23 protein-coding genes and 1 other annotated feature are annotated in these 24,090 nt (G+C 35.4%); of the genes, 22 read left to right on the top strand and 1 reads right to left on the bottom strand.

Annotation, left to right across the window (positions count from 1 at the left end; genetic code table 11):
- Positions 1 to 4: 4 nt before the first annotated feature.
- The 22 genes from mnmA to MKY81_RS17990 all read left to right on the top strand — a co-directional run bounded on the left by mnmA (position 5) and on the right by MKY81_RS17990 (position 21,440).
- Positions 5 to 1,120, top strand: coding sequence for a tRNA 2-thiouridine(34) synthase MnmA (gene mnmA, locus MKY81_RS18095; RefSeq protein WP_066227314.1), 1,116 nt, complete (start codon positions 5 to 7; stop codon positions 1,118 to 1,120).
- Between the two features lie 116 nt (positions 1,121 to 1,236).
- Positions 1,237 to 1,905 carry a tetratricopeptide repeat protein gene (locus tag MKY81_RS18090; RefSeq protein WP_066227318.1) on the top strand — a complete coding sequence of 223 codons (669 nt, stop codon included), beginning with the start codon at positions 1,237 to 1,239 and terminating at the stop codon, positions 1,903 to 1,905.
- Positions 1,906 to 1,929: 24 nt separating this feature from the next.
- Complete coding sequence (gene recD2, locus MKY81_RS18085; protein WP_066227321.1) at positions 1,930 to 4,314, top strand: SF1B family DNA helicase RecD2; 2,385 nt, start codon at positions 1,930 to 1,932, stop codon at positions 4,312 to 4,314.
- A gap of 42 nt (positions 4,315 to 4,356) precedes the next feature.
- Positions 4,357 to 4,875 carry a PRC-barrel domain-containing protein gene (locus MKY81_RS18080; protein WP_066227325.1) on the top strand — a complete coding sequence of 173 codons (519 nt, stop codon included), beginning with the start codon at positions 4,357 to 4,359 and terminating at the stop codon, positions 4,873 to 4,875.
- A complete protein-coding gene (locus MKY81_RS18075) occupies positions 4,847 to 5,035 on the top strand; it encodes a hypothetical protein (RefSeq protein ID WP_066227329.1) in 189 nt (62 codons plus the stop codon). The genes MKY81_RS18080 and MKY81_RS18075 overlap by 29 nt, the downstream gene beginning before the upstream one ends.
- Positions 5,036 to 5,054: 19 nt before the next feature.
- On the top strand, positions 5,055 to 5,189 hold the full coding sequence (locus MKY81_RS18070; protein WP_107920069.1) for a YrzQ family protein: 135 nt from the start codon (positions 5,055 to 5,057) through the stop codon (positions 5,187 to 5,189).
- An 83-nt stretch (positions 5,190 to 5,272) separates the two neighbouring features.
- On the top strand, positions 5,273 to 6,349 hold the full coding sequence (locus MKY81_RS18065) for an AI-2E family transporter (protein WP_341118802.1): 1,077 nt from the start codon (positions 5,273 to 5,275) through the stop codon (positions 6,347 to 6,349).
- 559 nt (positions 6,350 to 6,908) lie between these two features.
- Positions 6,909 to 9,542: an alanine--tRNA ligase gene (gene alaS, locus MKY81_RS18060; protein ID WP_066227335.1), complete on the top strand. Its 2,634-nt coding sequence runs from the start codon at positions 6,909 to 6,911 to the stop codon at positions 9,540 to 9,542.
- Between the two features lie 266 nt (positions 9,543 to 9,808).
- On the top strand, positions 9,809 to 10,078 hold the full coding sequence (locus MKY81_RS18055) for an IreB family regulatory phosphoprotein (RefSeq protein ID WP_066227338.1): 270 nt from the start codon (positions 9,809 to 9,811) through the stop codon (positions 10,076 to 10,078).
- A gap of 1 nt (position 10,079) precedes the next feature.
- Positions 10,080 to 10,496, top strand: a complete 417-nt coding sequence (gene ruvX, locus MKY81_RS18050; protein WP_341118444.1) for a Holliday junction resolvase RuvX — start codon at positions 10,080 to 10,082, stop codon at positions 10,494 to 10,496.
- Positions 10,497 to 10,508: 12 nt separating this feature from the next.
- The gene (locus tag MKY81_RS18045; RefSeq protein ID WP_066227342.1) at positions 10,509 to 10,796 is read left to right on the top strand and encodes a DUF1292 domain-containing protein; all 288 of its coding nucleotides are present in this window, start codon (positions 10,509 to 10,511) and stop codon (positions 10,794 to 10,796) included.
- 177 nt (positions 10,797 to 10,973) lie between these two features.
- A complete protein-coding gene (gene mltG / locus MKY81_RS18040) occupies positions 10,974 to 12,128 on the top strand; it encodes an endolytic transglycosylase MltG (protein ID WP_341118801.1) in 1,155 nt (384 codons plus the stop codon).
- A 151-nt stretch (positions 12,129 to 12,279) separates the two neighbouring features.
- Positions 12,280 to 12,918, top strand: a complete 639-nt coding sequence (locus tag MKY81_RS18035) for an O-methyltransferase (protein WP_066227346.1) — start codon at positions 12,280 to 12,282, stop codon at positions 12,916 to 12,918.
- Between the two features lie 56 nt (positions 12,919 to 12,974).
- Positions 12,975 to 13,610 (top strand): uridine kinase, encoded by a 636-nt coding sequence (udk, locus tag MKY81_RS18030; protein ID WP_108070421.1) that lies wholly within the window; start codon positions 12,975 to 12,977, stop codon positions 13,608 to 13,610.
- 112 nt (positions 13,611 to 13,722) lie between these two features.
- A complete protein-coding gene (greA, locus tag MKY81_RS18025; RefSeq protein WP_066227351.1) occupies positions 13,723 to 14,199 on the top strand; it encodes a transcription elongation factor GreA in 477 nt (158 codons plus the stop codon).
- Positions 14,200 to 14,324: 125 nt separating this feature from the next.
- Positions 14,325 to 16,088, top strand: a complete 1,764-nt coding sequence (locus MKY81_RS18020) for a peptidoglycan D,D-transpeptidase FtsI family protein (RefSeq protein WP_066227354.1) — start codon at positions 14,325 to 14,327, stop codon at positions 16,086 to 16,088.
- Positions 16,089 to 16,226: 138 nt separating this feature from the next.
- Entirely contained in the window at positions 16,227 to 16,904 is a 678-nt protein-coding gene (locus MKY81_RS18015) for a YrrS family protein (protein WP_066227357.1), read from the top strand.
- A gap of 113 nt (positions 16,905 to 17,017) precedes the next feature.
- Complete coding sequence (mtnN, locus tag MKY81_RS18010) at positions 17,018 to 17,713, top strand: 5'-methylthioadenosine/S-adenosylhomocysteine nucleosidase (RefSeq protein WP_108070423.1); 696 nt, start codon at positions 17,018 to 17,020, stop codon at positions 17,711 to 17,713.
- Positions 17,714 to 17,810: 97 nt separating this feature from the next.
- Positions 17,811 to 18,053 (top strand): YrhC family protein, encoded by a 243-nt coding sequence (locus MKY81_RS18005; protein WP_066227366.1) that lies wholly within the window; start codon positions 17,811 to 17,813, stop codon positions 18,051 to 18,053.
- 324 nt (positions 18,054 to 18,377) lie between these two features.
- Positions 18,378 to 19,022, top strand: a complete 645-nt coding sequence (locus tag MKY81_RS18000) for an efflux RND transporter periplasmic adaptor subunit (RefSeq protein WP_066227369.1) — start codon at positions 18,378 to 18,380, stop codon at positions 19,020 to 19,022.
- An 8-nt stretch (positions 19,023 to 19,030) separates the two neighbouring features.
- A complete protein-coding gene (locus MKY81_RS17995; RefSeq protein WP_341118441.1) occupies positions 19,031 to 20,929 on the top strand; it encodes a DHA2 family efflux MFS transporter permease subunit in 1,899 nt (632 codons plus the stop codon).
- Positions 20,930 to 21,296: 367 nt separating this feature from the next.
- Positions 21,297 to 21,440 carry a YrzI family small protein gene (locus tag MKY81_RS17990; protein WP_108070427.1) on the top strand — a complete coding sequence of 48 codons (144 nt, stop codon included), beginning with the start codon at positions 21,297 to 21,299 and terminating at the stop codon, positions 21,438 to 21,440.
- 477 nt (positions 21,441 to 21,917) lie between these two features.
- Here the strand turns inward: MKY81_RS17990 and gltX are convergent, their stop codons facing one another.
- On the bottom strand, positions 21,918 to 23,576 hold the full coding sequence (gene gltX / locus MKY81_RS17985) for a glutamate--tRNA ligase (protein ID WP_341118439.1): 1,659 nt from the start codon (positions 23,574 to 23,576) through the stop codon (positions 21,918 to 21,920).
- Positions 23,577 to 23,625: 49 nt separating this feature from the next.
- Positions 23,626 to 23,862 (bottom strand) — a binding site (T-box leader).
- Positions 23,863 to 24,090: the final 228 nt, after the last annotated feature.

Here is a 24,090-nt window from a genome sequence, read left to right as displayed (position 1 = left end):
ATATATGAAGAAAGCACCTCAAGATACGAGAGTCGTCGTTGGGATGTCGGGTGGTGTGGATTCATCTGTTGCTGCTCTTTTATTAAAAGAGCAAGGCTATGATGTCATCGGTATTTTTATGAAAAATTGGGATGATACAGATGAATTTGGTGTATGCACAGCTACCGAAGACTATAATGATGTCATTCGTGTTTGTAATCAAATTGGAATCCCATATTATGCAGTTAATTTCGAAAAACAATATTGGGATAAAGTATTTACTTATTTTCTTGATGAATATAAAGCAGGACGTACACCAAATCCTGATGTAATGTGTAATAAAGAAATTAAATTTAAAGCCTTTTTGGAGCATGCCATGAATCTTGGGGCAGATTATTTAGCAACAGGTCACTATGCTAGAGTTGCCTTTCAAGATGGAGAATACAAAATGTTGCGTGGGATTGATGAGAATAAGGATCAAACATATTTTTTAAATCAGCTGACCCATGAACAGTTGGAAAAAGTTATGTTCCCAATAGGAGATATAGATAAAAAGCGTGTTAGAGAAATAGCACTTGAAGCTGGACTTGCCACTGCAAAGAAAAAAGACAGTACAGGCATTTGCTTTATTGGCGAAAGAAATTTTAAAGAATTTCTCAGCAATTATTTGCCGGCTCAAAAAGGGATAATGAAAACATTATCAGGTAAAAAGATGGGTGAGCACGATGGCCTTATGTATTATACGATTGGTCAACGACATGGATTAGGGATTGGAGGATCCGGTGAACCTTGGTTTGTCGTTGGTAAAGATTTAAAAGAAAATGTCTTATTTGTTGAACAAGGATTTAATCACGACTCCCTTTACTCTAATTCCATCACTGCTGTGAATACGAGTTGGGTGTCCAATCACGAAATCAAAAGTGAATTTACATGTACGGCTAAATTTCGTTATCGCCAGCCGGATAACAAAGTAACTGTTAGAGTTTTGGACAATAACGAAGTAGAAGTTATTTTTGATGAGCCGATTCGTGCGGTCACACCTGGACAAGCAGTCGTCTTTTACGATGGAGAAGTTTGTTTAGGAGGAGCAACAATCGATAAAGTCTTCAAAAATAATGAGCAACTAATGTATGTTGGCTAAGTAAAGTGCCTCATCCCATATATTTAAGGGATGAGGTTTTTACTTTACAGCTAAAAAGGGAAGAACTTATGTTATAATTTCGATAGAAAATAATTGAGTTTTTGAGGTGTCATACTTTGGATAAAAACAAAAAGGGTATCGAATGTTTACAAGAAGGCAAGTTTGAAGAAGCCATTAAATATTTCTCAGAGGCGATTGAAGAAAATCCGACCGATCCTGTAGCTTATATAAATTTTGGGAATGTTTTAGTTGCAGTCAAGGAAATAGAACGTGCTGTGAAATTTTTTGAAAAAGCCATTGAATTGGATGAACAAGCATCCGCTGCTTATTATTGCTTAGGTAATTTATATTATGAACAAGAACAATATGAATTAGCAGTCAATTACTTCGAAAAGGCAAAGAACAAAGGATTAAATAATAATGATATTTATTTCATGATCGGAATGTGTTTTGTACAGCTGGGAAACCCGAAGTTGGCCTTACCGTACTTACAGAGAAGTGTTGAACTAAATGCAGACGATATCGAAGCGAGATTTCAATATGCACTAGTGCTAGCACAGTCAGAAGTGTATGATGAAGCCATTCATCAATTTACAATAGTGGTGAATCAAGATTCGCAGCATGCAGATGCATATTACAATTTAGGTGTAGCTTATTTAGGGTATAAAGAGGATCCAGTGAAGGCGGAAGAGTTTTTTAATAAAGCAATAAACATACAACCAGATCATGTATTATCAGGATATGGGATAAAAATGATTGAAAAAATGAGGGAAACGGACGAATAATATCCCGCTTTATAAGGGGGGCTCATGTTGGAGCAACAAAATACGCTTAATTTATTTGAAAATGACGAGAAATATGTAAAAGGACGGCATCTTGTTACGATTTTTCACAATGAACAAAATTTATATTCGGTTATACGAATAAGAATTGATGAAACCAATTTAGAAACAGATGAGAAAGAGGCAGTCATTACTGGACATTTCCCTAAAATACATGAGCAGGAAACCTATATTTTTTATGGGGATATGCAAGAACATCCTAAGTTCGGACCTCAATTTCAAGCAAAGCATTTTAAAAAAGAAATCCCGCAAACGAAGCAAGGCATTATCACATACTTATCGAGTGAAATGTTTAGCGGTATCGGAAAAAAAACGGCGGAACGGATTGTTGACGCCTTAGGAGAAAATGCAATAAGCAAAATTTTGGATCAGCCATCCTTGCTTGATACCATTCCTAAATTACCACCTGATAAGGCAAAAACATTATATGACAAATTAATTGAACATCAAGGGCTAGAACGGGTCATGATTGGTTTAAATCAATTGGGATTTGGACCACAAATTTCAATGAAAATTTATCAAGTATATCAGGAACAGGCATTAGATATCATTCAAAAAAATCCGTATCAATTAGTTGAATCAGTAGAAGGCATTGGTTTTGGCCGTGCCGATGAAATAGGGAAGCAATTAGGCATTGTTGGGAATCATCCAGATCGAATAAAAGCGGGTTGTATGTACACGCTAGAGGTAGAATGTTTACAAAATGGACATGTATATATGGAATCAAAAGAACTTTTGCCGAAAGTGAAATTATTGTTAGAGGAATCACAGCCAATTTCCATTGAATACTCGGATATTTCTAATGAGATTATAAAACTTGGTGAAGAAAGCAAAATTGTGGTTGAAAACAATAAAGTTTATATTCCTTCCTTATATTTTTCAGAAAAAGGGATTGTATCAAATATTCAACGTATTTTAGCTCAGGAGGATTATAAGGACCAATTTCCCGAATCGGAATTTTTACTTGCGTTAGGGGAGCTTGAAGATCGAATCGGTGTTCAATATGCCCCTTCTCAAAAAGAGGCGATTCAAACCGCATTAATGTCTCCAATGATGCTCTTAACTGGCGGACCGGGAACCGGGAAAACAACGGTAATCAAAGGAATTGTTGAATTGTATGCAGAGCTGAATGGTTGTTCTTTAGATCCGAAAGATTATAGTAAAGAAAATCCTTTTCCGATTATTTTAACCGCTCCTACGGGTAGGGCGGCGAAAAGAATGTCTGAGTCTACAGGGTTACCGGCAATGACAATCCACCGCCTCCTCGGTATGACTGGACAGGAAGATGTTGATGTCGATGAGGACAAGCAAATTAATGGAAAAATTGTTATCGTCGATGAAATGTCGATGGTCGATACATGGCTCGCTCATCAGTTACTAAAAGCAATGCCGGAACAAATCCAAGTCATCTTCGTTGGAGATGAAGATCAACTTCCATCTGTTGGACCTGGTCAAGTGTTAAAAGATTTATTACGGTCAAAAGTGATCCCAACGGTGCAATTAACAGATATTTATCGTCAGGAAGGCGGTTCATCGATCATCGAATTAGCGCATGACATTAAAAATGGACGTATCCCTCAAGACGTAACAAAACAACAAAAGGATCGGTCATTCATCCGATGCACCACCCAGCAAATTCCGGAAGTAATTGAAAAGATTGTTTCTAGTGCAAAAAGAAAAGGATATACACAGAAGGATGTTCAAGTACTGGCACCTATGTATAGAGGTGCTGCCGGTATCGATCGTTTGAATGTTTTATTGCAGGAAATATTCAACCCAAATAAGACGGGGGAGAGAAAGGAATTAAGTTTCGGCGATATAAAATATCGAATTGGAGATAAAGTATTACAGCTTGTAAATCAACCAGAACAACATGTTTTCAATGGTGATATTGGCGAAATCATATCAATTTTTTACGCGAAAGAAAATACTGAAAAACAAGACTTGATACTCATATCCTTTGACGGAATAGAAGTCACCTATACGAGACAGGATTTTCATCAATTTACCCATGCATATTGTTGTTCAATCCATAAGTCACAAGGAAGTGAATTTCCAATTGTTATTTTACCTGTTGTAAAAAGTTATTACCGAATGCTCCGAAGAAATTTACTATATACGGCGATCACAAGAAGTAAACAATCATTAATTATTTGTGGGGAGCAAGAAGCTTTTCGATTAGGGATAGAACGAGTAGATGACCAATTAAGAAAAACAAATCTCTATGATAAATTAAAAATTTTAGCAGAAGTGACTAATGCGGAAAAAATAGTCGAATTATCAAATGAAACAATCATGGAAATCGATCCAATGATCGGAATGGAAAACGTTACACCTTATGATTTCATGTAAATAACAGACACTATAAATGTTCGAAAAAGGTGGGGGTGCTTTTTGAGAACATTGTCTCTTTTAAAAGGAATACCTGTATATAGCACAGAGGGCCAAAAAAAGGGAGAGGTTTGCGATTTAGGTATTTCCGATAAAGGGAAAATAAACTGTCTGCTAATTAAGTCGAAAAGTTTATTTAACACGCTATATCGCTTGCCTATTTCTAAAGTAGATAATTTTGGGCAGCAAGGGATCATTTTACGAAAAGACACCAAGCTTGAAAAATACAAGGCAATAGATGAAGAATATACATTATGTCATTCAAAACCACTATTAAAAAAATTAGCGATCTCACGTAGTGGTGATCAGCTAGGGTTGCTTGAGGACGTATATTTTTCGGAAGAAATGGGCACTATCATAGGGTACGAACTAACAGATGGCTTCTTTACAGATATACTGGAAGGAAAGAAAGTTGTCCATACAGATGGGCCGCCTAAGGTTGGAAAAGATGCCATCATCGTTTCGATAAATCAAACGCAAGGTGGCGAAACCTATGATGAAATGCCCGAATTGCCAAAGTAAAGATCTTGGTAAAATTGGCATCAACCAATATTATTGCTGGAACTGCTTCATTGAACTTTCAATTGGAAAAGATATGATTTTTACCCATCAAGTAGAGGAAGATGGAACATTAAGTTCATTAGATGATTTATTTGATGAAGAGTCGCGAAGATTAAGTTAAATGGAAGGGGTGCATTGTTTTGAATAAAACATTCGTCTCCTTGCTAGGCTTCGGAGCAGGGATAGCAGCAACAGCAATCTCTCAACGACAAGGATATTTCGATAATAAACAAATGAAAAAAATGACGAAACGTATACGTAAAGCATTTCGTTAAATGAAAGCTATCCCATTGTGGGATAGCTTTTTTTTGGATAAAAACCATCATAACTCGAATACTAGAAAAAGGAGGGATGGATGTTGCGAAAACCCCGTTGGAATTGGATTTTTAATCTTGGCATTATACTATTATTAATGATCATTTTGTATTTTTGTCTTCTTTTAAAACCATTTTGGATGCCCATACTAAAAATTTTTTTATCTGCATTTATCCCTTTACTTATCGCCGCTTTCTTTACGTACTTATTACATCCTCTTGTAGAAAAACTGCATGAGCTTGGTATACATAGGGGATTGGCAACTTTTATTATATATATCGTTTTTTTTGGCGGCACTGGATATTTGATCTATTTAGGCATCCCTATTTTGATTGAACAAATTAAAGATTTATCAGACCATATTCCGGAATTTGCGAATCAATACCGTACGTGGATTGAAAATCTACATGATTCAACATCGAGATGGCCCGACGGAATTCAAGATCAGATTGAGCAGAGAATCGATAAATTTGAATCATGGTTAAGTAGTTTTCTTTCAAAAGCAATAAACGCGTTAATGAAAATTGTCAACTTCATATTTATATTGGCAATTATTCCATTCATCTCATTTTATTTACTGAAAGATATAGAGAAAGTTAAACAGACAGCATGGTATTTTACTCCAAAGAGATGGCGCAACCAGGCGAAACTAATGGTGAAAGATGTTGATGAATCAATCGGTGGATATATAAGGGGTCAACTTCTCGTTTGCTTATTAGTTGGAACCATTTCTACCATTGCATTTTGGTTAATCGGAGTAAAATATCCCATACTACTAGGTTTAATTGTTGGAATTACGGATATTATCCCTTACTTTGGCCCAATTATTGGTGCAGTTCCTGTAGCTATAATCGCAGCCACCATGTCAGTAAAATATTTAATTTATGTTCTTATCGTAATTGTAGTATTACAATTTCTTGAAGGAAATATATTATCCCCTTTGATCGTTGGCAAGTCCTTGCATATGCATCCGTTATTTATTATTCTTGCACTGACAATCGGAGGTGAAATAGGGGGAGTTATCGGACTAATTATTGCTGTCCCTTCCTTAGCCATACTAAAAGTTATTTTAATACAAGTAAAAAACTATATTTCAGTAAATATTCATTCACAAGATTGACAAAGCATAATAAAGTTTTTTATAATTCGACTATAAAGGATAAACAATGAAAATGTTGAAGGATCAAGTATGTTATAGTCCATCTGAGAGTTGAATTACTCAAAAGAGAGGAATTTCCGCGGCTGAAAGAAATTCTAGATGAAGGATAACAGAAAGCTAATCTGGAGTGCAGGTAAAAACTGCCGTCTTGCCCCGTTATAGGCACCCAAGAGAAAGATAACATACATTCGTTATCTTTAATCAGGGTGGTACCGCGAGTAAGTCTCTCGTCCCTGTCCAGGGATGGAGGCTTTTTTTATTTCTCAAGATTCATTTCTATAATATTGTAGCTTTTAACAATATTAAACGCACAGAGTGGATTGGAGCGGAAGGTACGAGACTCCTGCGGGTTCAGCTGGACAGATGAGACCCCGCAGGAAGCGAAGCGACGAGGAGGCTCATCGCCAGCCCCGCGGAAAGCGAGTACCTGTAGCGGAAAGGAACGGTTCATTGTAGATTCCCAAAAACAACAAACTTTACTAAAACTGCCTTTCTCAAAAATACATATGGAGGTTTTAATATGAAAAAATTAACAGGCGCACAAATTCGCCGAATGTTTTTAGACTTTTTCCAAGAAAAAGGACATAAAGTGGAACCTAGTGCTTCACTTGTACCACATGATGACCCATCACTACTATGGATCAATAGTGGGGTAGCAACATTAAAAAAATATTTTGATGGACGGGTCATTCCAGAAAATCCACGTATAACGAATGCTCAAAAGGCAATTCGCACAAATGATATCGAAAACGTAGGAAAAACAGCAAGACACCATACATTCTTTGAAATGCTCGGAAACTTTTCAATTGGAGATTATTTTAAAGAAGAAGCAATAGAATGGGCTTGGGAATTTCTTACTAGCCCAAAATGGATTGGCTTTGAACCGGAAAAGCTTTCCGTTACGATTCATCCCGAGGATGACGAAGCACATGAATTATGGAATAAAAAAATTGGACTGCCAGAAGAAAGAATTATTCGCTTAGAAGAAAACTTTTGGGATATCGGAGAAGGGCCAAGTGGACCAAATACAGAGATTTTCTATGACCGTGGACCAGAGTTTGGTGACGATGAAAATGACCCTGAATTATATCCCGGTGGCGAAAATGAAAGATATTTAGAAGTATGGAACCTTGTTTTCTCTCAGTTTAATCATAACCCTGACGGAACATATACTCCATTACCAAAGAAAAATATTGATACAGGTATGGGATTAGAACGAATGGCGTCTGTTATTCAAGAAGTGCCAACAAATTTTGATACAGATTTGTTTATGCCAATAATTCATGAAACAGAAAAGCTTTCAGGAGAAAAATACCGCGTTGATACTGAAAAGGACGTAGCCTTTAAAGTGATTGCAGACCATATCCGAACCGTTTCATTTGCTGTAAGCGATGGGGCATTGCCATCAAACGAAGGGCGTGGCTATGTTTTACGTAGACTACTGCGCAGGGCAGTAAGATATGCAAAAACGATCAATATTAACGAACCATTTATGTATAAATTAGTTCCTGTCGTAGCAGGAATTATGGTAGATTTTTACCCTCAAGTAAAAGAAAATACAGAATTCATTCAAAAAGTAGTGAAAAATGAAGAAGAACGTTTCCATGAAACATTGCACGAAGGTTTAGCTATTCTTTCATCGGTTATGGAGAAAGCAAAAGCAGAAGGAACAGGTAAAATCTCCGGTGAAGATGTTTTCCGTTTATATGATACGTATGGTTTCCCAGTAGAACTTACCGAAGAATATGCTGAGGACCAAGGTTTGAAAATTGATCTCGAAGGCTTTGAAAGAGAAATGGAAAACCAACGGGAGCGTGCACGTAATGCAAGACAAGATGTCGGATCAATGCAGGTTCAAGGCGGTATATTAGGAGATATTAAAGAAAAAAGTGAATTTGTTGGCTATGATACGTTAACAAAAACAACGAAAGTATCGGTTATCATTAAGGATGGCGCATTAATTGATCAAGCAGCTACGGGAGATGAAATTCAATTTATCCTTGAAGAAACCCCTTTCTACGCAGAAAGCGGCGGTCAAATAGCTGATGAAGGGAAATTGGAAGCTGATGGGCTTCTAGTAATTGTTTCCGATGTTCAAAAAGCACCGAATGGCCAACACTTACAACGAGGAATTATTAAAGAAGGTACTTTAACTACAGGTCAAGAAGTGGAAGCAATCGTTAATGCAGCAAGCCGAAATAAAACCATTAAAAATCACTCAGCTACGCATCTGCTTCATCAAGCATTAAAGGATGTATTAGGGACACATGTCAATCAGGCTGGTTCATTAGTTGAACCGAATAGACTTCGTTTCGACTTCTCACATTTCGGTCAAATTACTTCTGAGGAGCTAGAGAAGATCGAAGAAATTGTAAACGAAAAAATTTGGGCTAGTATTCCAGTAGTAATTCAAAATAAAAATTTAGAAGAAGCAAAAGCGATGGGTGCTATGGCGTTATTCGGTGAAAAATATGGTCAAGTCGTTCGTGTCGTTTCAATGGGCGATTATAGTTTAGAGCTATGTGGAGGTTGCCACGTTCAAAATACATCATCGATTGGAATTTTTAAAATCGTTTCAGAAAGTGGAATTGGCGCAGGTACTAGACGAATTGAAGCAGTGACTGGGGAAGCAGCATATCATTTAATGAATGAACAAATCCATCGTTTAAATGAGGCTGCAGCTAAACTAAAAGCAAATCCAAAGGATCTAGTAACTAGAATCGACAATTTATTACAGGAGCTTAAAGATTTACAAAGAGAAAACGAATCACTATCTGCTAAATTATCGAATATTGAAGCAGGGAGCTTAATCGATAACAAGTTTAGTGTGAATGGGGTAAACGTACTCGCAAGCAAAGTTCAAGGTGTAGATATGAATAATCTACGGAATATGGTCGATGATTTGAAACAAAAAATAGAATCAGGTATTGTTGTTCTAGGTTCTGTGCAAGATGATAAAGTAAATATTATCGCTGGTGTCACAAAAGATTTAATTGAAAAAGGATATCATGCGGGAAAACTAGTAAAAGAAGTCGCATCACGTTGCGGTGGCGGTGGTGGTGGCCGTCCGGATATGGCTCAAGCTGGTGGGAAAGATCCTGACAAACTAGATTCTGCGCTTGAATTTGTAGGTGATTGGGTAAAATCCATTTGATTCAAGCAAAAAGTGTTGTACAATAAAGATAGGAAATAGTGCCTTGAAGGAAAAAATGATAGAACTATCCTTTTTTCCTTCCTCCTATGATCGACAACATTTTATTTATACTGCCGATTTTTTCTTGTTTAAAGAAGATTTGCGTATAAATATTTATATGGAGGTTTTTTGAGCGAGAATGCTATTGGGTGAGCTTTTGAATAGGTACTAAGTAAAATAATGCTTGTTTTTATTTAGGACAAGCGGTTAAAGAGAGGTGCTGTATAATGAGCTCTTTTGACAAAACGATGCGATTTAATTTTTCGGAAGAACCTTTAGAGCATGATGTGAAAGAAGTATTGTTACAAGTATTTGAAGCATTACAAGAAAAAGGTTATAATCCGATTAATCAAATCGTCGGTTACCTTCTATCTGGTGATCCTGCATATATTCCTCGCCATCAGGATGCACGTAACATCATCCGAAAGTTAGAACGCGATGAAATCATTGAAGTGTTGGTGAAATCTTATTTGAAACAGCATCGTGGGGGATATTAATTTGCGAGTTATGGGTCTTGATGTTGGATCTAAAACAGTCGGAGTGGCCGTTAGTGATGAGCTTGGATGGACAGCACAAGGAATTGAAACCATTTCGATTGATGAGGAAAAAGAAAAATTTGGATTCGAACGTGTAGCGGAAATTGTTAAACTTTATGAAGTACAAAAAATCGTCGTCGGCTTTCCTAAAAATATGAATAATACTATTGGTCCGCGAGGAGAAGCTTCAAAAGCATATGCGGAGAAGTTAAAGGTACTTCTAAATCTGCCTGTTATTATGTGGGACGAGCGATTAAGTACAATGGCGGCCGAAAGGGTTCTATTAGAAGCTGATGTAAGCCGAAAAAAACGTAAAAAAGTTATTGATAAAATGGCTGCCAGTATGATCTTACAAGGTTATCTTGATAGTCAAAATTAATGAGGTGAAAAGATGGAACATGGTGAAAAACATATTACAGTAATTGATGAAGATGGAAATGAACAGCTTTTTGAAGTATTATTTACATTTGAATCAGAAGAATTTGGAAAATCTTATGTCCTATACTTCCCGGTAGGTGCAGAAGAAGATGAAAATGAAGAAATTGAAATTCACGCATCTTCATTTATCCAAAAAGAAGATGGAGAAGAAGGCGACCTTCAACCAATTGAAACGGATGAAGAATGGGACATGATTGAGGAAATGTTAAATACATTCCTTGACGAACAAGAAGAAGAATAAACTAGACTCCCTATACTATATATAATTACCTTTCCTGGTAACCGGGAAAGGTTTTTTTCTTACTCCAGCCATTCATCATTCGAAGAAAAATAAGTAATAATAGAGGAAATATAGTATAATGTACTGGATAAAAGGGACTACTCCATTATGTTATTGGATTGATTGTTTGAAAGGGTGATGGATCAATTGACTGATCAAAAAGATAAGAAGATAAATAAAGACGATATTTATAAAAAGCTGTTAGTTAAAAGTGATGAAGCAAAAACCATTCGTAAAATAGTTGGAATCATTTGTTTAACGATTATATTAATTATTACTGGAGGTATATTAGCCACATATATATACATTCAATCAGCATTAAAGCCAGTTGAACCAAAAAATACTAAAACGAAAAATGTAGAAATCCCTATAGGCTCTACTGTATCCACGATTGGAACAATTCTAGAAGAAGACGGAATGATTAAAAATAAATTAATCTTCAAATACTATGTAAAATTAAATAATGAAACTGGCTTTCAAGCGGGTACATACAAATTATCACCTTCCATGAATTTAAAACAAATCATAACACAATTGAAAACGGGAACGGTGTTAAAGAAAGCAACAGTAAAGTTTACGATACCAGAAGGTTTGCAACTGAGCCAAATTACAGCGATCATTGCAAAACATTCGGGTATTGATAAAAAAGAAATTGATAAAAAACTCGACGATCCTAAGTATATAAAAAAACTTATTAAAAAATACCCATTACTAATCTCAAAAAAAGTCCTTAAAAAAGATGTTCTACATCCATTAGAAGGGTATTTATTTCCGGCAACATATTCATTCTACGATAAAAAACCGTCTATAGATCAAATAGTAAACAAAATGTTAATAAAAACAAACTCAGTTATGGAAAAATATAAAGAACAAATTCAGAAGTCTAATCTTGATCAATATGAAATTTTAACAATGGCTTCTTTAATTGAAGAAGAGGCAACAGAAAAGGCAGACCGCCATAAAATCTCAAGTGTATTTTATAATCGTATGAAAGTAAATATGCCATTACAAACAGACCCGACCGTTCTTTACTCTTTAGGAAAACATAAAAAACAAGTAACATATGACGATCTTAAAGTAAATTCGCCATATAACACCTATAAAATTCAAGGACTGCCCCCGAGCCCAATAGCAAGTGCTGGGGAGATGTCTATCGAAGCGGCTATTAATCCGGCGAAAACAGATTATCTATATTTTCTTGCAGCTACGAAAACAGGAACAGTTTATTATTCCAAGACGTTAGCTGAACATAATCGCTTAAAAGAAAAATATATTACAAGTTCTCAAAAGTAATTAACACTAAAATTAGCGTTTCAAGAAAAATTATGTTAAAATAACAACGTGTTTTTACATTAACGAATCGATAACAACATAAAAAGTAGAAAGCTGTATGTGAAAAGCTTTCTACTTTTCATGTTAGCTCCTTTTCGCTAGGAGGAAAAAAATGAAAGATGAAATCCATTCTTATATTGAATCTTTAATAAAAGAAAGGGATCCGTTATTTAAAGAGATGGAGCAATTCGCTATTCAACATAATGTGCCGATCATGGAATTGGCAGGTATTGAAGTTTTGTTACAGCTCCTAAACATGCAACGTCCCGCGAGAATATTAGAAATCGGTACGGCTATTGGGTATTCGGCTATGAGGATGGCAGCTGCTCTTCCGGAGGCGGAAATTGTCACTATTGAAAGAGATAATGAAAGATATGAGCAAGCTGTTTTAAATATTTCCAAATCTGAATACCAACATCAAATAAATATTCTAAAAGGCGATGCACTTGAAATAGTGAATGAAGTAAAAGATTTTGGTTCATTTGATGCAATATTCATTGATGCAGCAAAGGGTCAATATATGAGGTTTTTCGAATTATATACTCCCTTCCTTTCAAAAAATGGTTATGTTTATACAGATAATGTCCTATTTAAAGGTTTGGTTGTTAATGATCATATTGAAAATAAAAGAATTCGAAATCTTGTTAAGAAAATCAAGAGTTACAATGAATGGCTAATGAATCATGAACAATATTCAACAACCATCATACCAGTCGGTGATGGTTTAGCCATCAGTAGAAAACAAAATTAATAATTAATCTTTTTTCTCATTTTTGTAAACAGATTCGAAAGGGGAACAGCTAGTCAATGAGAAGTAAGCCGGCAGTCATTGGTGTCGCAGGTGGATCAGGATCAGGAAAAACGAGTGTCACCAATGCAATATACGACCATTTTAAAGGGCATTCCATTCTTGTATTGGAACAAGATTATTACTATAAAGATCAAAGCAGTTTACCATTTGAAGAAAGATTAAAAACTAATTATGACCATCCGCTTGCGTTTGATAATGATTTATTAATTGAGCATATCGAGAAGCTTTTAAATTATCAATCAATTGAGAAACCTGTGTATGACTATACACTACATACACGTTCCAATAAAACCATTATTGTAGAACCGAAGGATGTAATCATTTTAGAAGGAATATTAGTATTAGAAGATGAAAGATTGCGCAATTTAATGGATATCAAACTTTATGTTGATACGGATGCCGATTTAAGAATTATGCGTAGGATGTTAAGGGACATTGAAGATCGTGGGAGAACAATGCATTCAGTGATTGAACAATATACTAATGTTGTAAGACCGATGCATAATCAATTCATCGAACCAACAAAACGCTACGCAGATGTAATTATTCCTGAAGGTGGCCAAAACCATGTGGCAATCGATTTAGTGGTTACTAAAATTCAAACAATTCTTGAACAAAAGTCATTTTTGTAATACGATAGTCTAGATAATAATATATTTATAAACGCGCGCCCTATTTATAGGACGCGCTATGATGTATTTTCTAACACCTTTTATACAAATAGAAAATTAGGAGTGAAGGGAATTGGCAGTAGAAAAAGTATTTCCTATGACGCAAGCAGGAAAAGAAAAATTAGAACAAGAACTTGAATATTTGAAAACGGTTAAACGTAAAGAAGTCGTTGAACGTATAAAAATTGCTCGTAGTTTCGGGGACTTATCCGAGAACTCTGAATATGACTCAGCGAAAGAGGAACAGGCTTTTGTTGAAGGACGTATAACTACAATAGAGAACATGATTCGAAATGCGAAAATCATTGAAGATGATGGTTCAAATTCCGATACTGTAACACTTGGTAAATCAGTAACATTTATTGAATTACCGGATGGAGACGAAGAGACTTATGCCATTGTTGGAAGTGCTGAAGCAGATCCGTTTGAAGGGAAAATTTCTAACGACTCTCCAATTGCCAAAAGCCTGTTAGGCAAGAAAATAAATGAAGAGGTAACTGTGCAAACTCCAGGTGGAGAAATGAAAGTGAGAATTATTTCAATTAAATAATAGATATCATCGAAAAAAGTCGAATTCTTAAAGAATTCGGCTTTTTTTGTTTCATAGTAGATGGTTATGAACTGAAAATTCTGTCAAGAATGAAAGGGTGTACGTGTTAGAATCGAGGTGAGTATATGCGTAGAAAAAGGTATTTTGTTTTAGCCAGTAGTATTCTTTTGATTTTTAGCTTGCTTTTAGCAAGACTTGTTCAACTTCAATTAGTAGATACAGAATCTTTTTCAAAACATCATATTAATCTTCTCGAAGAAAGTGTATCCCAAAGGACACAAGAAATTATTATTGATGACGGACGAGGGCAATTTACTGATCGGAATGGCAAACCGCTAACCTACAAGGAAAAATCGGTATTGGTGCTTTTTCCTTTTTTAAAAACAATACAATGGGATTCAGAAAAAGTAGCTAGCATATTAAATATTTCGGAAGATCAACTTTTCGCAGAATTAGAAACTGCGAAGGCTCCATTCATATTTCATGGAAAAACACCATATATATTATCGGACAAACAGTTAAACGAGATAAATATGTTGAAAATACCCGGCGTGTTTGCCGTGAGAAAAAAATATACCGAATCTGACATATCTGCCGCCCAATTAATTGGAATAATTGGAGAAGATGCTAATACCTTTTTAAAAAGATATCCCGATAAAAAAGGTATGCAAAATCAAAAAATTGGGATTACAGGTTTGCAAAAGCAATTTGATGAATTTTTATTACCTGAAGGAGAGTCGAAACTAGTTTTTCATGTAGATGCCATGGGGGGCCCTCTTTTTGGAATTAACGTTAAATATACAGGTTCCGGTAATTCTAACTATCCCGTTACTATACAAACAACCTTAAATAAAACGTTACAAGAACAAATTGACAAAAAAGTTGACGAGTATGAGATTCAAAAAGGCGGGGTCTTATTATTAGATATCGAAACTAATGAAATTTTAGCTAATGTGTCACGCCCGAAAATGGATGTAAAGGATCCATATAAAAATAATAGTGTGGAAAATGTTATGTTATCACAGCAGATACCAGGATCAATTTTCAAAACTGTTGTCGCAGCTGCATCTATTGAAACGTCTGCTGTGAATGAAACAGAAAAATTTCCGTGTAACGAAGATTTATACGGAAAGCCGGCTGAGAGACAGCTTGGTGATCTAACTTTTGACGAAAGCTTCGCCCAAAGTTGTAATCGAACATTTAGTGAACTAGCAAAAAGATTAAAAAAAGAAAACCCAAATTTGTTAGAAGAATATGCTAGTAAATTAGGCCTAATCGGAGAAATTGGTTGGCAAGGCGACGTCTTTCATTTTAAAAACTTTAAACAGCTAAAAGAGGATCAAGGGCAAATTTTTGCTAAATTAGAAAGTAGGAAAGATGATAATTTAGTGGCGCAAACGGGAATAGGTCAACAGGAAGTAAGACTTACCCCTTTAGCGATTGCAAATATGATGGCTACCATCGCAAGGGGCGGGGAATTACAATCGGTCCAAGCTGTTTCCGCAATTAAATATCATGATGATACGCCGATGATACATTTTTCAAGTCATGATTTGCCTTACAAACCAATTTCAAAAATTACTGCAATGAAACTTCAAAAAATGTTAAGACATGTCGTAACGAATGAAAATGGTACGGGAAGATGGTTTAAAGATCTACCTTATGAAGTAGCCGGAAAATCAGGAACGGCAGAAACAGGCATATATGAAAATAAGGTACAGTTACACAATAAATGGTTTGCCGGATATTTTCCATTTAAAAACCCTAAATATGCATTAGTTGTTGTGAACTTAGGAGTCCCGGAAGATAAAGGGGGGATCAATCAACTATTTAGTGATATCGTTCAATTAATTCACGAAAATGACACAAATCAAAATAGTAAAGACTAACAAATTATTTGCTTCATCTTTTCCTATGTATAAAGTCATGTTATGATAGAGTCAATGTCTAAAAAGAGAAATCATTAGCATGGACGAAAAGTTCGCACTAATGATTAAACCTTTTGTTTTAATAAGGGGGATTTGAACATGGCAAATAATTTTGACAATCAATATCGTTCCCGATCAGATCAAAGATCAAAACGCCGAAAAACAAACTTAATTTTAAATTCATTAATCGTCATCGTGGTTGTATTGATAATCGTTGTTGCTAGCACGATCTTTTATGGTGGTCGAAACGATGAGAAAAATGCTTCTGCAGCAAAAAACAAAGTATCTCAACATACAAAAAATAATGATAAATCGACAGTAACAAATAATGATAATCAAGATAACACAGTAACAGATGAATCGACAACTGATGATAATAAAGAAAGTAATGAAGAAGCTGATGATGAAAGTCAGCAAGGCCTTGAAAGTAAAGATATTGTTGCTGAAGATAGTAATGAACCTAATGTGAAAAAATCTTACACGAATCCTAATTGGAAAAGTGTTGGAACAGAACAAACAAACGGTCATCAATATTCTTCTGACTCAAACTCTATTGATTGGAAAGAAAAAGAAAAAGCCCTTTCCTATGCAACAGGTATTCCTGTAGATAATATGACTATTTGGTATTTAAGCCGAAATGGTTCTGATAATGAGGTAGTTGGTACGATTACTCCAAAAGACCAATCAAAAGTTTATCGTGTGTATTTAAGTTGGGTAGATGGTCAAGGATGGAAACCGACAAAAGTATTAGAACTAAAAGAAAATGATATGCGTTAAAGAAGTAGCTATCCGTTCATTGAACGGATAGCTTTATTTATGGTGTATATGATTTTTTTAGTACTTTGTTTTATAATAGGTTAGAACTTATTAATGAAAGAGGTATTGATTGAATGAAGATTGCTATCATCGGGGCTATGGAAGAAGAAGTAGCCATATTAAGAGAAAATATAATCGAAAGAAACGTCGAAACGATTGCTGGATATGAATTTACAACAGGGAAAATGAATGACAAAGATGTCGTACTACTTCGCTCGGGAATAGGTAAAGTGAATGCGGCAATGTCCACTTCCATACTCTTACACCATTTTAAACCGAGTGCAATTATTAATACCGGTTCTGCAGGTGGCTTTAATCCCGATTTGACGGTTGGTGATGTTGTTATTTCTTCCGAGGTTCGTCATCACGATGTAGATGCGACGATTTTTGGATATGAATACGGCCAAGTACCGCAAATGCCCCCTGCATTTATGGCAAATAAGGATTTAATTAACGTGGCGGAGGAATGTGCAAAAAATATTAAAGAGATTCAAGTGATAAAAGGTTTGATAGCAACAGGTGATTCATTTATGAATGACCCGGCAAGAGTCGAATCTGTTCGAGAGAAATTCCCGCAACTTCAAGCAGCAGAAATGGAAGCAGCGGCAATTGCACAAGTTGCTTATCAATTTAACATACCATTTGTAATTATTCGCTCTTTATCAGATATTGCCGGGAAAGAATCGAATATATCGTTTGATCAATTTTTAGAAACTGCGGCATTACATTCGGCATCACTCGTTATGGATATTGTTAAACATATCAATTGATTAACTCCCCTCCATATTTTCCTTTTATTACATGACGAAACATCTAAAAATCTATGATAAAGTATTTATATATTCATAGAGAAAGTTAGGTGTTAGCATGGATAAAGCGAAATCTCTTTTTGATAAAATGAATGATTATAAAAGATTTGGATTATCACTAATTGCATTATCTGCTTTCTTATATTTAGGTGTGGTCATGCCTATTGATGGAAAAACAGTTTTGAAAACATATATATTAATGGGTGGAACGATTAGCTTATTACTAATAGCTACTGTTTTCTTTTTAATATCCATACAATGTAAAAAGATTCTTCTCGAAATCGAGGAAAAGGAAGAATAATACATGTTTAAAAATAACGCAAAAAATGCGTTATTTTTTTGTTGACAAAATCATGTGTAAGTATGATATTATATTTTACGTTCATTTATTTCGTATACGAAATATTAAGTGCCGTAAATATTCCTTTAGTTAAAGATTGGATAAAAATTTGAAAGGGGAGGAAAATAATTGAGGAAAGTTTTATCAGTGCAGTGCTAAAATCATTTTCTCAAATCCACACTCCGTTTAAATGAGTAAAAAAAGGTTAAAGTATTTAAATAAAACGACATTTAAAAAGCTATAATTCACAAGTAAATTAACTAGTTAGGGAGGAACAAGTCATCTATGAATGCAAAACGAATGATTTTAGTTAACGTGATTTTACTAATAATTTTAGTTGGTGGGGGATTTACTGGTTATTATTTTTATAATCGTTCAGTTACTTATTTAAGTACAGATAACGCGCAAATTGCTGGACAACAAGTAAGTATTGCTTCACCAGCAAGTGGAAAATTAGTTGATTGGAATGCAAAAACTGGCGATACATTCTCAAAAAACGATAAAATTGGAACCGTACAAACAATGGGAGATAATGGTCCCGTTAATATGGACATTAAAGCTCCGGCTAACGGAACGATTGTACAAACAAGCGGAGTAAAAAATACAGTCGTTGCTGCAGGTTCACCGCTTGCCATTTCTTATGATTTAACAAAATTATGGGTAACAGCAAATATTGAGGAAACAAAAATTGATGATGTTGAAATTGGCCAAGATGTAGATATTTATGTTGATGCATTTCCAAATACGACAATAAAAGGTAAAGTTGAAGAAATCGGTTTAGCAACAGCAGGAACTTTCTCATTATTACCAAGTAATAATGCTTCAGGGAATTATACGAAGGAAGTACAAGTAATTCCTGTCAAAATATCAATTGATAGCAATCTTGATTTAGTTCCTGGTATGAATGTGACTGTGCGAATTCATAAGTAGGTGATGACATGTCAATATATATCGCAGGTTATATTCTGATTTCAGTGATTGTATTGTTTATAGCGAATTTCTTATTACGTAAGAATAAAGCAAGACCACAATTACAAAATCCACAAACCGTACAAACTGAAAAGGCGGAAAACCACCAACTACAAGAAGAAATTAAAAGTAATGAAATAACCGAAACTGATGAAATAATTAATGAAACCCTTCAAACATCTGCTAATACAGAACCGGCATTAGAATATGTAACAGATCCAGAAGGTTTAGTAAATGACGAAGAAAATAAAGCAATACCGGAAGAAAAAGCAGAAGAAAAAGCGGAAGAAAAACCAGTTGATAAGCCGGTACAGCGTCCTAGTCAAGGAAGCCCCGATGCAAATCAATTTGAAGGTACTAGAGGAAAAATCATTGTAGCAGTTATGCTAGGTGCATTTGTGGCCATTCTCAATCAAACCCTTTTAAATGTGGCTATTCCGCATATAATGAATGATTTGAATGTTTCTGCAAATACAGTTCAATGGCTATCAACCGGCTACATGCTAACTAACGGAATTTTTATTCCGATAACCGCTTTCTTAATTGCAAAATTAGGAACAAGGAAATTATTACTTTTTGCCATGTTGGCATTTACCATTGGATCGTTTGTTTGCTCGATCTCCACAAGTTTTTCATTACTAATGGTTGGTCGTGTAATACAAGCAGCCGGAGCAGGTGTCATTATGCCGTTATTAATGACCGTTATGTTAACCATTTTTCCACCGGAAAAGCGAGGAGCGGCAATGGGAATTATGGGGGTAGCGATGATTTTTGCACCTGCCATTGGACCGACACTTTCAGGTTGGTTAATTGGACACTACTCTTGGCGCGTGTTATTTGATATTGTTGTTCCATTTGGTATTTTGGATTTAATTATTGCAGCTGTATGGATGAAGGATGTTACGAAAGTAACGAATCCTAAATTTGATACAGCAGGTTTTATCTTTTCAGCAATTGGATTAGGTTTCCTTTTATATGGATTTAGTGAAGCAGGTAATAATGGGTGGAGCAGTGTTACTGTAATTGTGTCGTTGCTCATCGGTATCATTGGCCTAATCTTGTTTGTATGGAGCGAATTGACTACGGATAAACCAATGTTAGATATTCGGGTGTTCAAATATGATATTTTTGCTTTAACAACAGTAATTAGTATGGTCATCAATATGGCCATGTTCGCAGCAATGATTTTATTACCGATTTACTTACAAAACATTCGAGGTTTCACAGCGTTAGAATCTGGAATCCTCATGTTGCCCGGTGCAATCGTCATGGGAATCATGTCTCCAATATCCGGCATGCTGTTTGACCGTGTCGGCTCAAGACCATTGGCCATTATTGGTTTAATTATTACGGTGCTTACTACATGGCAATTTACCCAATTAACAATGCAAACTACGTATGGGCATATTATGTTACTTTACGTTTTACGATCTTTCGGGATGTCGTTCTTAATGACAACGGTTATGACAGAAGGGATGAATCAAATACCACTGCACTTAGCAAGTCACGGAACAGCTGCTTCCAACACTGCTAGAACGGTTGCAGGTAGTATTGGAACAGCCTTTTTAGTCACAGTAATGTCCACCCGTTCTTCTTATCATGAAGCTAATTTTGGAAATGTTATTACGAGTTCCAATGGATATTTAGCTAATAAGTTGAATGAGCTTGGTCAAGGCTTAGCAGGTATGACTGGGCTGCCTTCGCAAGTAGGTCACAGCTTAGCGACCAGCACCATTTACGGAAAGGTAATGCAGCAATCGACTATAAGTGGAATTAATGATGCGTTTGTTGTAGCAACAGGAATTGCTGCTGTTGCATTAATACTAGCATTCTTTATTAAACGATCGAAAACATCTACAAGTAAATAATTTGGAAAAACCAAAGAAGAACTTGCATCTTCTTTGGTTTTTTTATTTATTTTAAAAAATTTTTAAAATAATGTTTACAAAACCATTCATTTTGGATATACTTACCTACATAAGCAAAATATTCTTGAAAAGGGAGGTCGATTACTGTGAAAAAATTAGTTGCCTTATTTGTTAGCAAAAATTTAATACGTATTATCCATTCGACCTTGCCGAAATTAGTTGTGTATTAATTTAACTGATATTTTGTGCCGCAGGGAGAATGATTCCTGCGGCTTTTTGCTGCCATTTATTAGCTATTACCGCAGGGGAATCATGTTTTCCTGCGGTTTTTTATTTCATTAAAAATTCTTTAAAGGAGGTGAATATCATGACATTGAATCTTATATTTATTACCGTAACCATTAAAAAGAGAACGAAAACAATTGAAGAATGTATGAATGAAGAAAGAATTAATAAAATTATTGAACAATACAAAATGAAGCATAATGAAATTTTTACAAGAGTTCTGTAATTTTAATAAATAAAATAAGAAGGGAGAGTATGACGATGAACATTTTTCAAAATAAACGATTAAATTCTTTCTGGGTGGAGAAAGATTCCACCTAGTTATAATGAATAGGAGTGAATCAATTGTTTCTACAAATCATGCTATTAACGATATCATTTCATAAACGCAAAGAGAAAGTTGGTCCATAATACGGATCAACTTTTTTTCTTTTTTAAAGTTTAGTGTTGATTTTTACTTCTATCTTAATTGGAGCGGAAGGTATAAGACTCCTGCGAAAAAACGGAATACGGCGGGACCATACTTTAGAATGTGAAGAAAAGCTTCATAAATTAGTTTTGATGCTATTGAAAAGCATAAAGGATCAGAGAAGCAGTGCCCGTATTTTTTTTTGCGAGATGAGGTCCCAATTCGAATATTTGGCTATGCACCTCCTAAACGAAAAAATGACCGGCATTCGACCGGTCATTTTACATTCAACTCTTATGACAATATAAATTTCTGCATACGTTCAAAAACCCTTTTTTCACCCATTACTTTCATAATATCAAACAAATCAGGTGTAGTGGTTCTGTTAGTTAGAGCGACTCTGATGACCATTGCTACATCACCAACATGCCCTTTGTAATGGTCTGGATTGGCTTTATATTGCTTCATATCCTTTGCAAATCCGAGGTCCCCAGCCAATTCTTTAATTTCATTGAACCAATCGTCCTTTCCATTACTAAACTTATAAGTTTTGCTGAAACCTAGTACAATTTCTTTCGCAACATCAAAACTTACATTTGTAGGTAACTGATAGCCACTCAATACATCCTTTTCAAACAATTCGTCATAAAAGAAAGCAATCATTGGCAACACATCTGACCACTTGGCATAATCTTTTCTTGGTTTCTTCATTGTTCGGCCAATATTTAGAATGTTTATGGTGTATTCCTTATTCTTGTCCATTAAAAAATAAAGTTCAGAATCAAATTCCTTTGCCCAAGTGTATAAATGGTCGAATACTTGTTTACCCGTGAGTCTTGAGATAACATCCTTGCTGACGTCATTCAGTTTATTCATGTCTAATAAAGCACCGCTGGCATTCATTTTATCCGTATGGATAAAAAAGTCTCTAAATGATTGATGAGGGTTTGCCATCCTCCATTCTTCAAAGTCGGAATTGATGAGATTCATGAAGTATTCACTTAAAGCTATTCCTGGGTATCCTTGTTCTTTGTAATACTCAGCCGTACCATCAAGATCCTTACGTTTACTAAATTTCCGCTTAGATGCTCCGACTTGCTTCATGATCGGAGCAATATGTCCGTATTCCGGTATTCTAAAACCTAAGGTTTCAAACAACTGAATATGAATAGGCACGGAAGAAAGCCATTCATCGCCTCTAATGACATGGGTTGTACCCATCAGATAATCATCTATGGCGTGAGCAAAGTGATAGGTTGGTAAGCCATCCGTTTTCATAATAACAATATCTTGGTTATTTTCCGGGAATTCAAGCGGACCCTTCACCAAATCATGGTATGATATTCTCCTATCTGATGATCCCGTAGATTTAAGTCTAATAACAAACGGTTTACCATTTAAAAACTCTTCCTCGGCTTGTTGAAAAGTAATATCCCGATGTTTCGCCCATTTGCCATAATAGCCTGTTGTTACTTTTAACTTTTGCTGATTTATTCTTATCTTTTGTAAATCGTCCGTATCACAGAAGCAAGGATATGCTAATCCTTCGAGGACTAAATGCTTAATAAATACCTTATAAATTTGTATTCGTGAGCTTTGTTTATACGGTCCGTAAGCCCCTTTTTCATTACCTGAAAAGAGAGGTCCTTCATCGAAATCAACCCCAAAGTATAACAATGAATGGATGATGTTTTCGATGCTGTCTTTTATTTCACGTTTTTTATCTGTATCTTCAATACGCAGGAAAAAGACTCCGTTACTTTGATGGGCTAATCTTTCCGATATTAAAGTTGCGTAAAGTCCGCCAATATTCAATGAACCCGTTGGGCTCGGTGCAAATCGTGTTACCAAGGCCGATGAAGGCAACTTTCTTGGCGGATATAGTGAATAAATATCAGCTGGTAACTGATTTACATCCGGAAATAACAGTTCTGCCATGTGCTCATTTGACATAATAATATCCCCCTATACGTTGTTCAAAATAAAAAAGCCCTTCGTCCTATGAAAGGACGAAAGGCTTGCTTCCGCGTTACCACCTAAATTGGTTAAAAACCCGCTCTTAATGCAGTAATCCATTATCATACTGCACATTTCTTTAACGGGAAATTCCCGGTAGACTTACTTCATTTTTCGGTCACTGCTCCAAGGCTTCTTTCATTAAGCTCGAATACCCAATTTCACCAACATGGGTTCTCTAAGATTCGAGTGATTAATTACTCTTCCTCTTCATTGCATTTTACAATATTAGTATATACTTACTATCATAATAATTCATTATTAACAAATTGTCAATGGTGAAGACAGGTCAATCTTTAATAACGATAACATCCAATGACAAAGTAACGGACCACCCGTGGCAGGATGAATAATCCATACCTGGTGGGACCGACGCTTTGACAAGACATATGGTTATTGGAATAATAAATTATTGTGGTAACGGATATATGTAAGAGACTGTAGAAGGATT

The sequence above is a fragment of the Heyndrickxia sp. FSL W8-0423 genome (genome assembly GCF_038009395.1).
Taxonomy (GTDB): Bacteria; Bacillota; Bacilli; order Bacillales; family Bacillaceae_C; genus Heyndrickxia; species Heyndrickxia sporothermodurans.
The sequence above is the reverse complement of the archived record's forward strand: the minus strand, read 5'-3'. Positions and strand labels throughout refer to the sequence as shown.

Coding starts and splice junctions, on each gene's coding strand:
- mnmA (WP_066227314.1), top strand. CDS start 5: ATGAAGAAAGCACCTCAAGATACGAGAGTCGTCGTTGGGATGTCGGGT.
- recD2 (WP_066227321.1), top strand. CDS start 1,930: ATGTTGGAGCAACAAAATACGCTTAATTTATTTGAAAATGACGAGAAA.
- MKY81_RS18075 (WP_066227329.1), top strand. CDS start 4,847: ATGATGAAATGCCCGAATTGCCAAAGTAAAGATCTTGGTAAAATTGGC.
- alaS (WP_066227335.1), top strand. CDS start 6,909: ATGAAAAAATTAACAGGCGCACAAATTCGCCGAATGTTTTTAGACTTT.
- MKY81_RS18055 (WP_066227338.1), top strand. CDS start 9,809: ATGAGCTCTTTTGACAAAACGATGCGATTTAATTTTTCGGAAGAACCT.
- MKY81_RS18045 (WP_066227342.1), top strand. CDS start 10,509: ATGGAACATGGTGAAAAACATATTACAGTAATTGATGAAGATGGAAAT.
- mltG (WP_341118801.1), top strand. CDS start 10,974: ATGGATCAATTGACTGATCAAAAAGATAAGAAGATAAATAAAGACGAT.
- MKY81_RS18035 (WP_066227346.1), top strand. CDS start 12,280: ATGAAAGATGAAATCCATTCTTATATTGAATCTTTAATAAAAGAAAGG.
- udk (WP_108070421.1), top strand. CDS start 12,975: ATGAGAAGTAAGCCGGCAGTCATTGGTGTCGCAGGTGGATCAGGATCA.
- MKY81_RS18020 (WP_066227354.1), top strand. CDS start 14,325: ATGCGTAGAAAAAGGTATTTTGTTTTAGCCAGTAGTATTCTTTTGATT.
- MKY81_RS18015 (WP_066227357.1), top strand. CDS start 16,227: ATGGCAAATAATTTTGACAATCAATATCGTTCCCGATCAGATCAAAGA.
- mtnN (WP_108070423.1), top strand. CDS start 17,018: ATGAAGATTGCTATCATCGGGGCTATGGAAGAAGAAGTAGCCATATTA.
- MKY81_RS18005 (WP_066227366.1), top strand. CDS start 17,811: ATGGATAAAGCGAAATCTCTTTTTGATAAAATGAATGATTATAAAAGA.
- MKY81_RS18000 (WP_066227369.1), top strand. CDS start 18,378: ATGAATGCAAAACGAATGATTTTAGTTAACGTGATTTTACTAATAATT.
- MKY81_RS17995 (WP_341118441.1), top strand. CDS start 19,031: ATGTCAATATATATCGCAGGTTATATTCTGATTTCAGTGATTGTATTG.
- MKY81_RS17990 (WP_108070427.1), top strand. CDS start 21,297: ATGACATTGAATCTTATATTTATTACCGTAACCATTAAAAAGAGAACG.
- gltX (WP_341118439.1), bottom strand. CDS start 23,576: ATGTCAAATGAGCACATGGCAGAACTGTTATTTCCGGATGTAAATCAG.